This is a genomic window from Elizabethkingia bruuniana, from assembly GCF_002024805.1.
GTDB lineage: Bacteria > Bacteroidota > Bacteroidia > Flavobacteriales > Weeksellaceae > Elizabethkingia > Elizabethkingia bruuniana.
On sequence record NZ_CP014337.1, the window covers coordinates 3,316,194 to 3,333,120 of the forward strand.

Here is a 16,927-nt window from a genome sequence, read left to right on the forward strand (position 1 = left end):
CAGATTTTATAACAAAAAAAATATTTCTAATACTTTTAAAATTATTCTTTTTCAATCGGATTATAGGGAATAGACTTTCCTCTGTCTCGTATCTGGTTTCCAGCCGCATCATAAGTCTCTCCCAGATAGTAACCTGGGTTTTCATGATAATCCTTTGCAAGTTTTCTGAATTGCTCTCGGGTAACAATTCGAATTTCCTTATCATTTCTTCTATAGATTTCTCTTGGTATTTTATCCATTGCAACCGCTTTAAAATGAAACTCATCTTTACTATCTTCTATTTCCATAATTAGTCCCGGAAGTCCTTCAAAAACATAAGGTCCATTACTAATAGGAATTCCAGTAGTATACCAGGCTACATATTTCCGTCCTCGGTATTGCGTTGTAGCTCTATTACAATTGTATCCTAGTATTATCTTAGTTTCAGTTTCAAGTTTCCAATTAAAATCAGGCTGCTTTTCATCATATTGATAAGCGTTAAGAACACGATCCTGAACTATAATTGTTTTATTATCCCTATCTTTTATTAAAACATTATTCCACTTACCTCTCATTTGAAACAATTTATTAAATTCTTCATTTGTAACCCTTTTTTGGGTATTATAAATCTTCGTGAGGGAATCAGACTTAATACTATTAAGATCAGAAAATTTTGATTTTGATTTGCCTAATTCTAAAATACATATCGTTTGTATCTTGGATTTCGATCTCTTAATAAAAGAGAATTCATAATAGATATTTTGCTGGCTCTTATCCAGCGTCTCTCCACTAAAAGAAAAGAATCTCATTGGAATTTCTCCATTAAATTCAATCTTCTGAGATTTAATGAGACTTGCTAAAAAGCAAAATAAAAATATTAAGGTCTGATTTTTCATTTTACAATTTGGTAGAAATAACTTTTGATAAAGATATAATTTTAGCTTATATCTTTTTAAAATCATTAACGTCAGGTACTTTTTTGTAATTTTACTCTGTGAATCCCAACTTAGAACTTCAGCTAAAAACCTTACCACAAGATCCTGGTGTTTATCGTTATTATGATAAAGACAACAACTTATTATATGTAGGTAAGGCCAAAAATCTAAAAAAAAGAGTCCTCTCCTATTTCAATAAAAATCATGGCGGCTACCGTACCCGTATTATGGTATCTAAAATAATACGCCTTGAAACTACTATTGTAAATAGTGAGTACGATGCTCTTTTACTGGAAAACAATCTTATTAAGGAGCTTAATCCATATTATAATGTAATGCTGAAGGATGATAAAACCTATCCTTGGATTTGCATTAAAAATGAATCTTTTCCCAGAGTCTTTCTTACCCGAAACGTTATAAAAGACGGATCCGAATATTACGGTCCCTATGCCAAGCCCCGTCAGGCAAAGATTCTTATCGATACTATTAAGAAGATTTACAAACTCAGAACCTGTAATCTCAATCTTAGTCCGGACAAAATTGACGATGGGAAATACAAAGTATGTCTGGAATACCATATTAAGAACTGCCTTGGTCCATGTGAAGGTTTGGAATCTGAAGAGGAATATAATGATAAGATTAAAGCTATCCGTGGGATTATAAAAGGTGATTATAAAATTGCCCGACAGTATCTGACAGACCAAATGATGCATTTTGCAGAAAAAATGGAATTCGAGAATGCCCAGATGGTAAAAGAGCGTCTGGAAATCCTGGAAGACTACCAAACACACAGCATGGTCGTAAATGCTTATATAGATGATGTAGATGTTTTCGGTATTTTCTCAGACGAATCCGCGGCTTATGTTAATTATTTTAAAATCAACAATGGCTCCATCGTACAATCCTTTACTACAGAAATTAAAAAAGTTCTGGAGGAAAGTGACGAAGAAATTATGGAAGAAGCCTTAGTAGAAATTCGTCAGAAGTTTAGCTCCAAATCCAAAGAGATCTATCTTCCATTCCATCTTTCAGTAGAAATTCCGGGGGCAAAGATTATTGTACCGAAGGTTGGGGACAAAAAGCGAATTGTAGAGCTTTCCGAAAAGAATGCCCGAGAATACCGTCTGGAAAAACTAAAGCAGGTGCAAATTGTTGATCCGGAAAGGCATACCAACCGTATTATGGCAGAAATGCAGAAAAATCTGCGTATGCCTGTTGAGCCTCGGCATATAGAAGGTTTCGATAACTCGAATATTCAAGGTACAAACCCAGTGTCAGCCTGTGTTGTATTTAAAGATGGAAAACCCAGTAAACAGGATTACCGCATATTTCATGTAAAAACAGTAGAAGGTCCCAATGACTTTGCTACGATGGAAGAAGTTATTCTCCGCAGGTATAGCCGTCTTCTAGATGAGGGGGAAGATTTACCACAGTTAATCCTGATAGATGGAGGAAAAGGGCAGCTGAGTTCTGCAGTAAAAAGTCTGAAAACTCTCGGATTATACGGTAAAATAACAATCGTTGGCATTGCTAAAAGATTGGAAGAAATTTTCTTCCCGGAAGATCCTATTCCTTTATATCTGGATAAAAAATCGGAAACTCTTAAAATATTACAGCGCGTAAGAGATGAAGCCCACCGTTTTGGAGTGAAGCACCATCGTACCCGCAGAAAAAACTCGACTATAAAATCTGAACTGGAAGAAATACCGGGTGTAGGACCCAAAAGTATAGAATTGCTTCTGTCCAAAATGAAATCGGTAAAACGAATCCGTGAAGCCAATATGGAAACACTGGAAGAGATTTTGGGAAAAAGTAAAGCTAAAATGGTATTCGAATATTTTAACGGAAACGAAAATGCATAAAAAAAGCAGTGATTAATTCACTGCTTTTTTATTTTTTATTATTTCTTCTGAAAGACTTCTTTCTGATAAGTATCATTAGCCTGAGGAATTTCAATGATTAAGCTTCCGTTCTCTGCGTAACCTAATGCTGTAGCTCCGTTTTCCATCTTCACACGGTAAACACCTTGTTTGCTGGTTTCAGTAAATACTGCATATGGAGAAGAGCTACTTCCGCTTGCCAGAATAAACTGACCTGATCCCATATTAATCTTCTGTACACTAATCTTTCCGTTGCTGAATACTTCTGCTTTATTTGTTGTTGCAATAGGTGAAGAAGAAACTTCAGATTTTGTTACCACCGGAGCAGCGACAGCTTCTGTTGTTTTCACCTTTTCAACTTTAGCAACGACTTCTTCTTTAGACTTCTTCGTATTTTCTACAATACTGATGGTCTGAGACGGATTAGATAAAGGTACTGATCTTAGAGAAATTTCTAAAGCATCCGGAAAGCCCGTCTCATATTCTTTCTGCATAGACATTCCTTTAGCCTCTAGTAATACCTTATCATTACAATCGCTAAACTTTACAATAACTCTGTTTCGGAACATGCTGCTATTGTCCAGAAGGTTAGCACGTGCTACACTACATCTGTTTTGTGACAATTCTGCCGGCCAATCTTCCTTCTCTTCCTGAATAATCTTATAATTTTTACTCTCTAATCCCTTTACCAGTTGTTTGTTCAGATCATATTTGTTCATTTCTTTCTCAAACGTCTTCGGAACATAGATATACTGAAAGTCACTTATTTTTTGACCATAAGCTGTAACTACACTACTAATAAGGAATATTGATAATAACTTCTTCATAACATGGGTATTTTACCTAATAAAATTTTGAACTAAATTAATCAAAAAACAAACTCTAATCACTGAATCTTTCAATTTATTATAAAAATAACCGAAAAAGGCTTTATTTATATTTTAGTAACTTACACTATATAAACACATTCCATTTTTGAACTGTGTAAAATCACTGAGTATTAACTAAAACCTTTTATTATGAAAATAGGACTTTTTGGATTTGGAAAAACAGGGAAAGCAGTTGCCTCTGTTATTCTTCAGAATAAAGAACACTCCCTGCAATGGATTTACCGGAAAACAAACAGACTAAATAACAGAAATGCTTCTGAATTTTTCGGAATAGAAAGTACAGACGCTGGTAATATTTATTCTGAAAACAATCTTAGTATAGAAAAGTTATTAGACGAACAACCTGTTGATGCAATCATCGATTTCTCTTCTTCGGACGGAATATATACTTATGGAGATGCTGCTGCCAGGAAGGATATAAAAATAATCTCTGCAATTTCTCATTATACCGCTAAAGAAATTAATTTCCTGAAAAAACTGGCAAAAAAAGCTACTGTATTCTGGTCCCCCAATATTACACTCGGAATCAACTATTTACTTTACGCTTCTACATTCCTTAAAAAAATAGCACCTTCTGTGGATATCGAGATTATTGAAGAACACTTCAAAGACAAAAAAGGAATTTCAGGCACTGCCATACGAATTGCAGATGCTTTAGATATAAAAGACGAAAACATAAACACCGTAAGAGCAGGAGGCATTGTAGGAAAACATGAAGTTATATTCGGTTTTCCTTTTCAGACTGTCCGGTTAATTCATGAATCAATTTCCAGAGATGCTTTTGGTAATGGTGCTTTGTTTGCGGCCGAACACCTTGCAGATAAAAAATCGGGATTCTACAAATTCGAAGATTTATTACATCCTTATTTTAATGTATAGCAACTTCAGACGCCTTTCTTCTTCTGGCTTTGATAACAGCATTTACAATAATCGCTAAAATCATTACTGCTGAAGCTCCATAAAATACAGGACTCATTTCTTCAGATTTACCAAAGATGAAATAAGCTAAAATAATTCCGTAGACAGGCTCCAGATTTACTGTGAGTGCCAATGTAAACGGAGAAATATATTTCATAAGCTTTACCGATTCCAGCATTGGATAGGCTGTAAAAAAACTAGCCAGGAGCAAAAGCAATAAAATATTCTTCCAGTCTATATTTACTACATATCCTATTTCACCGGATCCAAGTAAGAATAAACTCACCAATATCCATCCTCCGAAGATTTCATAAAAAATGATGTTTTCTGAGGATGTCTTTCCAAATAGCTTTCCGTTCAGTACTGTAAAAGAAGCACCTAAGAAAGCACATATCACTCCAAAAATAATCCCTATTTTGTGTTCAAATTCAACATTGAATATAAGAAGCATACAGGATACAATAATAAGCCCGAGCAACAGCTCTACCCAATCCAGTTTCCTGCGGTAGATAATAGGTTCCAGTATAGATACAAACAATGTAACTGTAGCCAGACAGGACAATGCTATAGATACGTTGGATATCTTAATCGAATAAAAGAAGCACAACCAGTGTCCGCCCATTAATCCGCCAACACCAATCAACTGCCAGAATAGTTTACGGGAAACTTTCATAGATTGTTTCTTCACAACCCTAATGAAAAGGTAAAGAAATAAAGCCGCAAACAACATGCGGAAAAATACAAGCTGAAGGGCATCAACTGTAATCAGCTTTCCCAGAATCGCTGTAAATCCCCATAAAAAAACAATTAAATGCAACCGAAACTGCGAAGACCTGAACATCATAATTATTAAAATACAAAATTAGCGAATTATTCATATTTTTACCCAAAAAATTAATATGGATTTTCTGAGCGTTTTCGCTTCTACAGATGCATGGGTTGCATTACTAACACTAACATTTTTAGAGATTGTTTTAGGTATTGACAATATCGTATTTATCTCTATTGTATCTTCCAAACTAAGTCCTAAAGACCAGCCTAAAGCCAGAAATATAGGTTTGGGATTAGCAATGGTTTTCAGAATAGCCCTTTTATTTGGAATCAAATGGGTACTCAGCCTGAATTCAGTTTTACTGGAAGTTAACCTAAGCTGGTTCCATGGTAAAATAACCGGACAGAGCATTATTATCTTCCTTGGTGGACTCTTCTTACTTTATAAGAGTGTAACAGAAATCCATCATAAGCTGGAAGGAGAAGAATCGCTGAAAACAGAAAACAATAAAAAAGTAGGACTCAATAGTGCAATTGTACAAATTGCGCTTCTTAATCTTGTCTTCTCTTTCGACAGTATTCTTACTGCAGTTGGTTTGGTAAGCTTTAAAGAGTTTGGGGAAACCGGAGCTTTATCTATAATGATTTTGTCGGTTATTATTTCAATTATAATTATGATGGCCTTTGCAGGACCTGTTAGCCATTTTGTAAACAGACATCCTACTATACAGATTCTGGGACTATCTTTCCTTATCCTTATCGGTGTAATGCTTCTTGCAGAATCTTCTCACCTTGCCCACGTTGTAATATTCGAACAGGAAGTTGGTGTTATTCCTAAAGGCTATCTTTATTTTGCTATCTTCTTCTCGCTCGCTGTAGAATTTATCAATATGAAACTCCGAAAAAGCACTAAACCTGTAGCTTTGAAAAACTCAGAGACTATAGACAAACTATAAAACTAAAAGCTTCAGAAATTCTGGAGCTTTTTTTAATAAAAAAACCCCGGGTACCTTATCAGTACTCGGGATCTTCAAATAATAAACTATTAAAAAAATAAACTTAGGAATTGATCTTTATTAAGACACAACTCATGAATTACCTCTTACCGTAACTCATTTCCTATATGCAAAGTTATTCAAAACACGATCCATATGCAACAGAATAAAAGTTAAAATATATTAAAATAACATATTGTTTATCAATAATTTAAAACACTAAAATCTATCATTTTAAAATCCTCTGAAAAAGCTTATATTTAGAGGATAAAATAAACCCAATGGACATAGAATTCAATAAAAGAGAAGATCAGAATAAATTAAAACTTTCAGAAATTAATCAGGTACTGAACCAGGTAAAAAAAGGAGGTGGTGAAAAACGTCTGCAAAAACTTCGTGATGAAGGCAAGATGACTGCCCGTGAAAGAGTTGAATATCTTTTGGATAATATTGAAAACGCTATTGAAATTGGGGCTCTTGCCGGTTATGAGATGTATGCCGAACATGGCGGATGCCCTAGTGGCGGTGTCGTGGTAATGATGGGGCATGTTTCAGGACGCCAATGTATTGTTGTTGCCAACGATGCTTCTGTAAAAGCCGGAGCATGGTTTCCGATTACCGGGAAAAAGAACCTGCGGGCTCAGGAAATAGCAATGGAAAACCGTTTACCAATCATCTATCTGGTGGATTCTGCCGGTGTATATCTTCCTATGCAGGATGAAATATTTCCGGATAAAGAACATTTTGGACGGATTTTCCGCAACAATGCTAAGATGAGTTCCATGGGAATTGTACAAATTGCAGCTGTAATGGGAAGTTGTGTAGCTGGTGGTGCTTACCTTCCTATTATGAGTGACGAAGCGATGATTGTGGATAAAACCGGAAGTATATTTTTAGCAGGAAGCTATCTTGTAAAAGCTGCTATTGGAGAAAATATAGATAATGAAACACTGGGTGGTGCAACAACTCATTGTGAAGTATCTGGTGTAACTGATTATAAAGCTAAGGATGATAAAGATGCTTTAAACCGAATTAAAAATATAATGAAGTCTCTTGGTGATTATGATAAAGCAGGGTTCGACAGAATTGAACCTGCACAGCCAAAAGAGAATCCCGATGATATCTTCGGAATTATGCCAGCATCCAGAGCGGAGCAATATGATACATATGATATTATTAAAAGACTTGTTGATAACAGCGAGTATGAAGAATACAAACCAGACTATGGCAAAACCATTGTTTGTGCTACAGCTAGAATTGATGGTTGGTCAGTAGGTATTGTTGCCAATCAGAGAAAACTTGTAAAAAGTGGAAAAGGCGAAATGCAGTTTGGTGGTGTAATCTATTCCGACAGTGCAGATAAAGCGACCCGATTTATCGCCAACTGTAATCAAAGAAAAATTCCGTTGGTGTTTTTACAGGATGTTACAGGCTTTATGGTAGGATCCAAATCTGAACATGGTGGTATTATAAAGGACGGGGCTAAAATGGTGAATGCCGTTTCTAACTCTGTTGTTCCTAAATTTACTATCATTACAGGTAATTCTTTTGGAGCAGGTAATTACGCAATGTGTGGAAAGGCCTATGATCCTCGCCTCATAGCAGCATGGCCATGGGCTGAGTTAGCCGTAATGGGAGGAGCACAAGCTGCAAAGGTTTTATTACAGATCCAGGAGGCTACATTAAAAAAACAAGGAAAAGAACTTTCCGCTGAAGAGCATCAGGCACTTCTGGATAAAATTACCCAGAATTATAATAAGCAGACTCAGGCTACTTACTCAGCAGCAAGATTATGGACAGATGCTATTATCAATCCGCTTGATACCAGAAAGTGGATTAGCATGGGGATTGAGGCTGCAAACCACTCCCCTATTACAGAGAAATTTAATCTGGGTGTTATCCAGGTTTGATCAGATAATTTGTGATTAAATAGAAAAGACATCCGTTTGGATGTCTTTTCTATTTCTATTTAGATATTCACATTGAATTTTCTTTCTCTTATAAGGTCTGCAATTGCCAGAATATCTTTTCCGATTTCACGGTCATTTTCCAGTTTTGCAACTTTAGTACGAATCAGATCATAAGCTTCTTCGATAATTGCTGAAGATTTCAGAGGTCTTCTGAATTCCAAGCCCTGGGCAGCAAACATTAATTCAATCGCCAGAATATTTTCGAGATTACCTAAAACCTGATTGAACTTTCTTCCACTGATACTTCCCATAGATACATGGTCTTCTTGGCCTAAAGAAGTTGGTACGCTGTCCGCAGATGCAGGGAAACATAATGTTTTGTTCTCTGTTACCAATGCTGCAGAGGTATATTGCGGAATCATAAATCCGGAATTAAGACCTGAACTTTCAACCAATAATTTTGGAAGTCCATATTTACCTTCCAGCAATAAATAACTTCTTCTGTCAGAAATATTCCCTATTTCAGCAGCTGCCAATGTGGCATAATCTAATGGCAAAGCAATTAATTGTCCGTGGAAGTTTCCTCCGGAAATAGCTTCTTCATCGCTAACTACAATTGGATTATCGGTTACAGAATTCAATTCGGTTTCTATAGCACTTTTCAAATGAAGCCATGCATTGCGGCTTGCTCCGTGTACCTGCGGTACACAACGGAAAGAATAAGGATCCTGAACACGATCGCAATTTTCGTGATTTTTAAGATTTTTAGAACCTTTTAAAAGTTTAGTCATTCTTTCTGCAACTTTCTGACTTCCTTCAAATGGTCTTATTTCATGCAATTCTTTTTTGAAAGGACTTGCTGATCCCTGATAAGCTTCCAGACTCATCGCAGCAGCAAGATCTGCAAGATCCAACAGATACTTCATTTTATCTAAACCTGCAACACCATGTGCCAGCATAAACTGAGTTCCGTTAATTAAAGCCAATCCTTCTTTTGGTCCCAGTTTTAATGGTTCAAGATTGTGTTGGTCAAGAACTGTTTTAGTCTCTTCAATCTGGTCACCATTCCACACCTTTCCTAAACCTAAAAGAGGTAATACCATATGTGATAAAGGTGCTAAATCTCCAGAAGCGCCTACAGATCCTTGCTCCGGAATTACCGGAATGATATCTTTCTCTACCATAATCTGAAGTCTTTCCACAACTTGTGGAGAAATTCCCGAAAAACCTTTGGATAAAGCATGAATCTTTGCCACCATCATTATCTTAGACAATTTCTTGTCGATAGGCTTTCCTACACCTACACTATGACTGATAATAAGGTTATGCTGTAACTGAGAAATCTCGTCATCAGAAATTTTGGTATCGCATAAAGGACCAAAGCCGGTATTAATTCCGTAAACAGTTTTCCCGTCTGCAATGATTTTCTTTACATTATCCTGCGATTTTTTAACCTGCAACATTGCTTTCGCAGACATCTCTGCTTTTTCAGGAGCATCTATAATCTTAATAATGTCCTCATACTGAAGGTAATCTACACCGTAAGTCTTCATAAATTTTATTTTGCTTAAATTTAAGAAAACTAGGCATACTAAAAAAAATAAACCGCCTTTCGGCGGTTTATTTTATGCTTCTGCATCAGCATTAAAGACTCTCTGTCCCAATTCCTGATCAAAAAGATACAGGGCCGATGGATTATCCTTTACCATTTTAATTTTTGAAACATATTGTGAAGCCGTTGCTTCTTCTTCTACCTGCTCATTTATGAACCACTGTAAGAAAGATGTTGTTGCAAAATCATTTTCCTCAGTTGCAACTTTTACAATATTAAAAATGCTTTTGGTAACTTCCTTTTCGTGTGCTAATGCTTTCTCGAAAATATTCAGTGCATCTGCAAACTCACTTGGGGGAGCCGGAATAGTCTGTAAAATTACTTTTCCACCTACATCATTAAGATAGTCAAACATTTTATCAGCATGCATTAGCTCTTCTTTAGACTGAACTCTGAAATAATTAGCCAGTCCTTCAAGATCCTGAGTTTCAAACCATGCAGACATTGCAAGGTAATATTGTGCGGCATACTGTTCTTTAGCAATCTGCTCGTTAATTAAAGATTCAACTTTTGTACTGATCATAGTTTAGATATTTGTATCAAAAATAAGGAAAATAAAAAAGAGCGAAAAATTCTCGCTCTCTTATTTTAAATGATATTCTTACATGTTTTTTGATTTCTCTTTGTAAGCTTTCATCCTGTTCTGACGTTCGACTTTTTTCTGAGCCTTTATATCATTCCATTTAGCATACTGTTCCGGGGAAAGAATTTTTTTCATTTCAGCATCATTCTGCTCTTTCTTAGCTTTCATTTCCTGCTTCATGTTTTCTCTGTCCGTTTTACGTTCAGCCATTTTTTGCTTCATGTCGGCAGCATTTCTTTCATGCAGTGCTTTAATTTTATTTTCCTGATCGGCAGTCAGATTAAGATCTTTCTTCATCTGATCCCAGTTTTGTTGACGCTTTTGCATCATTTCTTGTCTTTTAGCCTGGCGGTCAGCCTTCATAGGTTCAGTAGTCTGTTGTGCAAATGCGAATCCTGTAGCGCCAATTAGCAATAGGCTGAAAACTATTTTTTTCATTTTGTTCTGTTTTTATATTATTGAATTGTATGTATTTGATAAAAAAAAGAGAGTCCTGTTAAAGACCCCTCATGTTATTTATCGTTAAAAAAACAGAATTTTAGTTAAAATAGCGTTCAAACATATTCCTGACAATGTTTTTTGTTTCATCCGGATAAGAAACTTTGATTACATCCGAATCGAAAATCCATTCATCCAGCTTTTTTTCCCAGTCCGCAGTTTTCCAAATAACCGGCACTCCCATTTTCTCCATTGCCAAAGCATTGCACTGTTGCTCAAACTGATTTTTCATAGGAACAGAAAGTAGTTTCTTTCCCAGATACAAAGCTTCAGCCGGGCCCTCAAACCCTCCGCCGGTTAAAAGTCCTTTACAGGTTTCTAAGGATTTATTAAATAGCTCATTATTCACAGGCGTTACCTTTATATTCTCTTTTTCATATGCCTGAGATGAATGTTTAGAGAAAATATGCCATTCCTTATCCTTATATTTCTGAAGTTTGTTAATAATAAAATCGTCGTTATAGGCAGGAAGATAAATTGTATAATGCCCTTTGTCCTGCGGATTAAGGTTTCTGATTTCATTTCTTATAACAGGTGTATGGATAAAATCATCATACTTTTCAAAATGAAAACCTATCTGATAAGTGGTTGGTGCATAATTTTTCAGAATCAGTTTCCCCCAATGGAAGCCTTGCGTCATAGGCGTTTTGTCTGACAAAAAAGAGGACTGATGGCTCAGAGCAACACTCTTTATACGCTTTCTTTTGCACGCCCATGCTGTAACAGGCTCGAAATCGTTGATAATTGCATCATATTCATGCAATGGTAAGTTTTTAATATCCGATATAAAAGCTTTTGTATTGAATCTGTTCCATGTTTCCCGAAAATCGACTCCCCCTTTTTTCCCAAAGACAAACCCAAATCCATTTAGCTGATATTTTATGGAATAGGGTAAACCTACATCCGCCTGAGTACCGCTAATAAGAAGATCCACATCTCCATATTGCTGTAAAATCGGTATCACTTCTCTCGCACGGCTTACATGCCCGTTCCCTGTACCTTGTATCGCATACAAAATCTTCATCTTACGAAGATAAATACATTTCTTAATGTGATGTTTTTTGCTAACAAAATTTAACACAGAAACAAATAAAAAACCGGAAGATTTCTCTTCCGGTTCTTTTGATTGATAATCTCTTTCTGCCTTTTAATTAATCATCATGATCTCTTCGGCCCCATCCTCTTCCCTGGTCATTGTCGTTATCACGATTTTTACGATATTGTTTCCACTGTTTTTTATAATACTTGTCTCTTTCTTTGTAGTATTTTTTATCGTAGTTTTTACCGTAGATCCATACTGGATTTTGCCCTCTGTAATAACGATCGTAGAAACGTTTATATTGTGCAGGCGTCATGATGCGCTCCATTTCTCCATAACGGTCTCTGTACCATCTGTCTGGTGTACCTCTGTAAACACGATCCCAGGAATCATAGTTTGGATAACGGTTATTTAGTACATCAATAGCTGCTATCTGTCTTCCGTTAAGACCTAAATAAGAAGCAACATCCCTCCAGTTGATAGAAGAAACACTTCCCCTGTAGTCGTCATAATAATTTTGTGAAAAGCCTAGTGCAAATACTCCTAGGGCTAATACTGTTAATAACTTTTTCATAATCAATTTTACTTTAAAGATGCATACCCAAAAGCGTACCATTTTTTACATAACGGTTTTGATTACAATTTGTTATTTTCAGTATACGATATTCGAATTAAGAAAAATCGGGATGTAAAAAGATCATCTTCCGGAAGCGTTCACCCAATTAGCTATCTTTTGATTAAAACTTTTATTTTTTAATAAATCTTCTAATCCGATATGCATTCTGTACCTCCAATAATGAGGAAAGATTGCAGGAATATTAATTCTTTCTGCATTTTCATCCGGATTCTGAAGATCTTTATCTGTTGCAAAAAATTCCTGAATCGGGAATATGGCCAACATTGCCTCTGTATGCAAATGTTGTTTTATAATAATTTCTGCCAGATAAGGCGTTAATTCTTCCGGAGCTTTTCCATTTTGGTCTAGCTGCTCATTATAATATTTTTGAGTAAGCGCGCGGTCTTCTTTCCACCATTGCCTCAATGTACTGGTATCATGTGATGACGTTGTAACCACATTAAGATAAGTCGCATTTTTGGGATTATAAAAAGCCACATTTTCCTTAGGAGAACGCTGTACTTTCAATGCTAAAATAGCAAGATGGTCCATGACCTCCGGTACTACTTCCGGCACAAGTCCTAAATCTTCTCCGCAAATAAGCATATCAGTTGCCCGCAATAGTATGGGCAGTTTGTCCATTGCATTTTCTTTCCACATTTGATCCTGACGATGGAAAAAATAATTGATATACAGACCAAACAGTTTACCTTTTATTTCATCTTCAAGATATTGGTATGATAAGGTTTTTGAAAGATTAAATCTTGGATGATAAACGATTCCTTCTTCTGTTTCTTCTTCCAGAAAAAGCACATTTGCCAGCAGATAATACAATTTATCTTTAATCTTCAGCGAATCATCGTGCTCTTTAAAATAAGCCTTTATTTTTTTCTGCGTATCATATTCAGGCCTGAAATGATAGAGTTCTTTATCCTTTATTAAAAAAGTATTAATCCCATCATTTTTTAGATCTCCTAATACATGCTGAAGAATTTCATCATTGATAAAAGGTTTGCAGTACCTGTCACGATCGAACCAGATCTTCTTATCTTCCAATTCTTCTATAGTTACCGGAATTGCAGGATAAAAGCTACCCAGTATTCCCTGTACTGCAGATACCGGCATTCTCCATATTCTAAAGAAACCTAGTATATGATCTATGCGCATGGCATCAAAATATTGGGATAAAGCAGTAAATCTGTTTTCCCACCACTGATAGCCATTTTCTTTCATGACTTCCCAGTTATAAGTCGGGAATTCCCAATTTTGCCCCAGATCCGTAAATTCATCCGGTGGAGCTCCTGCCTGAAAGTCCATACCAAATAATTCAGGTTCTGTCCAGGCTTCTACACTATGCCGGTAAATTCCAATAGGAAGATCACCTTTTATTGCCAGTCCTTTACTATGTATATAATCTATAGCTGCTGTTAATTGTAAATGCAACTGGTATTGCACCCAGATATGGAATATAGCGGTAGTATAATCCGGATGACCTGAGTCTAAAAACCTGTTTACCTCTTCAGCATTATAAACTGAAAGGCTTTTCCATTTACTAAAATCTGGTGTTCCGTATACATCTCTTAATGTACAAAACACAGCGTAAGCATCTAACCAGCTTGAGTTTTGTTTACGGTAGTTCTGAAAGTTTTTATCTATAAAGATATTGTTCTGATTCTCGTTGAATATAGCTTTCAGATATTTCAGCTTTCCACTCATTACGGCCTCATAATCTACCTGAGACAACAAATTCAGTCGTTTCTTTTCGCTTTCATATTCTTCTTTTAATGCTTCTGAAAGTGGATAAGTTAAATCACCTAATGACAAATATTGTGGATGGAGTGCATATACCGAAATTGCAGCATAAGGATAACTATCTGTCCACTGATGGGTAGCAGTGGTATCATTAATCGGCAGAATCTGTAACATTGATAGTTTTGTCTGCGCTGCCCAGTCTGCAAGCAGTTTAAGATCTGCAAACTCCCCTACTCCAAAGCTATTTTCTGAACGTAATGAAAATACAGGCACTGCTACTCCTGCCGCTCGCCACAATTTTTCTACAGGAAATTTGAAATAATGATCATGCAGAACATTAAGAGTTTCCGGATTCGGAGCTGTCCGAACTTTACGGTTTGGTCCGTTTTCATAGACGATCTCTCCTGTTTTGATATTGAGAATTGCATATTTATACTCAACATATATATTATCCGACAAATCAACAAATACCTCCCATGTAACAATATCTGTCTGATGCATCTCTATACAATGATCCAGATCCCAGTTTCCCAATTCTGATGCACTTCCCAGAAGTACAACTTTTTCATCCTTATTATATAAAGGAGCCTGAACAGTGAAAAGATGACTCTCTTTCTGTTCAGGCTGTATTTTTTGAAATTCCCTACCTTTTAAAGCATTCTGAATTATCTTATTATTAAGATAATTCTCAGGAAAATTTTTATTATTCCATGAATCGAAAATACAATAGCTATCAAATGAAGGATATGTGCTAAGCAAATGTCCGTTCATTTCTTCATTCAATATTCTCCCGGCTACATCTTTTACCAAAAAATGGTATTCGGCATCACCTTCTTTTATTTCTTTACCAAAACGCCAGATACTGTCGTAGACATAGTCCAGTTCTTCTTCCAATACTTTCCCTGTCCCCAGTTCTTTTATTTTAATGAAAAGGCTCTCTCCTATAGCTGTTCTGTAGTGAATATTGAATTGTATTTTCTTCATTCCGGATGATCTAGTTAATCGTATAAGATGTCCCTTCTCTTCCGTCTTTTAGTTCAATACCTTTCTCCAGAAGGCGGTCCCTTATCTGATCCGACAACTCCCAGTTTTTAGTTTTTCTTGCCTGATTTCTCAGTTCAATCAATAACTGTAATGTTTCATCCAGTTTATCACTTCCCGTTTCTTCTGTTATCGTTTGTAATCCCAGCACATCAAATACAAAAGCGTTCAGCTTTTCTTTTAGCAATGCAAGATCTTCTGCTGTAATTGTTTCTTTCCCATCTTTAAGAAGGAAAATCCATTTCACAGCCTCGAAAAGATGTGATATAAGTATTGGACTATTAAAATCGTCAACAAGTGCAGAATATGCTTTATCCAGCCATTCCTGAACATTAACTGTAGAAACATCAGATGCTTGAATTTCATCTAATATTTTTACAGCATCCATCAGACGGCTAAAGCCTTTTTCACTCGCCAGCATTGCTTCATTGGAAATATCCAGTACACTTCTGTAGTGCGCCTGCAGGAAGCAGAAACGCAATACACTTGGATGGAATGGCTTTTCGAAGAAATTATTATTCCCGGTAATTAACTCCATTGGCAGAATATAATTACCTGTAGATTTACTCATTCTTTGCCCATTCATCGTTAGCATATTAGCGTGCATCCAGTAGTTTACCGGCTCTGTACCATTGCAAGCTTTCCCTTGAGCGATCTCACATTCGTGGTGTGGGAATTTAAGATCCATTCCGCCACCGTGAATATCGAACTTATCTCCAAGATATTTAGTACTCATTGCTGTACATTCCAGGTGCCATCCCGGAAAACCTTCTCCCCAAGGAGAAATCCAACGCATAATATGTTGTGGAGATGCTTTCTTCCAAAGTGCAAAATCCTGTGGATTTTTTTTCTCGCCCTGGCCATCCAGATCACGAGTATTGGCAAAAAGCTCTTCTATATTTCTGCGGCTTAATTCTCCGTAGTTAAGACCTCTTGCATTATATTCCAAAACATCGAAATAAACGGATCCATTGCTTTCATAAGCGAATCCCTTTTCAATTAATTTTTTTGTCAGTTCAATTTGCTCGATGATATGACCTGTTGCCGTTGGCTCTATTGTAGGCGGGAGCAGATTGAATTTCTTTAGTACTTCATGAAAATCGACTGTATACTTCTGTACAATTTCCATTGGTTCTAATTTTTCCAGTCGGGATTGTTTAATGAAACGGTCATTATCTATATTACCATCATCAGTTAAATGCCCCGCATCTGTAATATTTCTTACATACCTTACTTTATATCCCAAAAATTGCAGGGATCTATATATAAAGTCAAAGGAAAGAAAAGTTCTTACATTTCCTAAATGGACATTACTATATACTGTAGGTCCGCAGACATACATTCCAACGTTTCCGTCCAATATAGGTTTGAAGTCTTCTTTTTCTCCTGTAAGCGAGTTATATATTTTAAGTTGCATTATTTATAATGTTGTTTAAAGTGAAAGATTAAAATGATCTTGTTGTAGTTTTCTACCAATATAATTACAATTTGCCACAACAAATAATTGT

General features: G+C 36.1%; 14 protein-coding genes. 4 read left to right on the plus strand and 10 right to left on the minus strand.

The genetic code is table 11. The features are described 5' to 3' along the window. Nucleotides 1-41 precede the first annotated feature (41 nt). Nucleotides 42-875, minus strand: a complete 834-nt coding sequence (locus AYC65_RS15495; protein ID WP_034869646.1) for a GLPGLI family protein — start codon at nt 873-875, stop codon at nt 42-44. 98 nt (nt 876-973) lie between these two features. On the opposite strand from AYC65_RS15495, the gene uvrC reads away from it, so the two are divergent. Then, a complete protein-coding gene (gene uvrC, locus AYC65_RS15500; RefSeq protein WP_034869623.1) occupies nt 974-2,776 on the plus strand; it encodes an excinuclease ABC subunit UvrC in 1,803 nt (600 codons plus the stop codon). Between the two features lie 38 nt (nt 2,777-2,814). Here the strand turns inward: uvrC and AYC65_RS15505 are convergent, their stop codons facing one another. Further along, on the minus strand, nt 2,815-3,621 hold the full coding sequence (locus AYC65_RS15505) for a hypothetical protein (RefSeq protein WP_034869625.1): 807 nt from the start codon (nt 3,619-3,621) through the stop codon (nt 2,815-2,817). A 192-nt stretch (nt 3,622-3,813) separates the two neighbouring features. Between AYC65_RS15505 and AYC65_RS15510 the strand changes: the two genes are divergently transcribed. After that, nucleotides 3,814-4,563, plus strand: coding sequence for a 4-hydroxy-tetrahydrodipicolinate reductase (locus tag AYC65_RS15510; protein ID WP_034869627.1), 750 nt, complete (start codon nt 3,814-3,816; stop codon nt 4,561-4,563). On the opposite strand, the gene AYC65_RS15515 is transcribed toward AYC65_RS15510, so the two are convergent. Continuing rightward, nucleotides 4,553-5,443 carry a DMT family transporter gene (locus AYC65_RS15515; protein WP_059333894.1) on the minus strand — a complete coding sequence of 297 codons (891 nt, stop codon included), beginning with the start codon at nt 5,441-5,443 and terminating at the stop codon, nt 4,553-4,555. The two genes, AYC65_RS15510 and AYC65_RS15515, sit on opposite strands and share 11 nt — an antisense overlap. Nucleotides 5,444-5,501: 58 nt before the next feature. Between AYC65_RS15515 and AYC65_RS15520 the strand changes: the two genes are divergently transcribed. Together AYC65_RS15520 and AYC65_RS15525 are read left to right on the plus strand one after the other, a co-directional pair. Next, complete coding sequence (locus AYC65_RS15520; protein WP_034867848.1) at nt 5,502-6,329, plus strand: TerC family protein; 828 nt, start codon at nt 5,502-5,504, stop codon at nt 6,327-6,329. 320 nt (nt 6,330-6,649) lie between these two features. Next, nucleotides 6,650-8,278, plus strand: coding sequence for an acyl-CoA carboxylase subunit beta (locus tag AYC65_RS15525; protein WP_034867850.1), 1,629 nt, complete (start codon nt 6,650-6,652; stop codon nt 8,276-8,278). Nucleotides 8,279-8,337: 59 nt separating this feature from the next. Here AYC65_RS15525 and hutH read toward each other — a convergent pair whose 3' ends face one another. From hutH to cysS, 7 genes are all read right to left on the minus strand, one after another. Next, nucleotides 8,338-9,831, minus strand: a complete 1,494-nt coding sequence (hutH, locus tag AYC65_RS15530) for a histidine ammonia-lyase (RefSeq protein WP_034867852.1) — start codon at nt 9,829-9,831, stop codon at nt 8,338-8,340. A gap of 72 nt (nt 9,832-9,903) precedes the next feature. Then, nucleotides 9,904-10,413 carry a ferritin gene (locus AYC65_RS15535; RefSeq protein ID WP_024564743.1) on the minus strand — a complete coding sequence of 170 codons (510 nt, stop codon included), beginning with the start codon at nt 10,411-10,413 and terminating at the stop codon, nt 9,904-9,906. A 78-nt stretch (nt 10,414-10,491) separates the two neighbouring features. Continuing rightward, entirely contained in the window at nt 10,492-10,911 is a 420-nt protein-coding gene (locus tag AYC65_RS15540) for a hypothetical protein (protein ID WP_034867855.1), read from the minus strand. A 100-nt stretch (nt 10,912-11,011) separates the two neighbouring features. Beyond that, a complete protein-coding gene (locus AYC65_RS15545) occupies nt 11,012-11,995 on the minus strand; it encodes a glycosyltransferase family protein (protein WP_034867857.1) in 984 nt (327 codons plus the stop codon). 127 nt (nt 11,996-12,122) lie between these two features. Next, nucleotides 12,123-12,584 carry a hypothetical protein gene (locus tag AYC65_RS15550; protein ID WP_034867860.1) on the minus strand — a complete coding sequence of 154 codons (462 nt, stop codon included), beginning with the start codon at nt 12,582-12,584 and terminating at the stop codon, nt 12,123-12,125. 123 nt (nt 12,585-12,707) lie between these two features. Next, a complete protein-coding gene (locus AYC65_RS15555; RefSeq protein WP_034867864.1) occupies nt 12,708-15,362 on the minus strand; it encodes a 4-alpha-glucanotransferase in 2,655 nt (884 codons plus the stop codon). Between the two features lie 10 nt (nt 15,363-15,372). Then, the gene (cysS, locus tag AYC65_RS15560) at nt 15,373-16,836 is read right to left on the minus strand and encodes a cysteine--tRNA ligase (protein WP_034867866.1); all 1,464 of its coding nucleotides are present in this window, start codon (nt 16,834-16,836) and stop codon (nt 15,373-15,375) included. Nucleotides 16,837-16,927 lie beyond the last annotated feature (91 nt).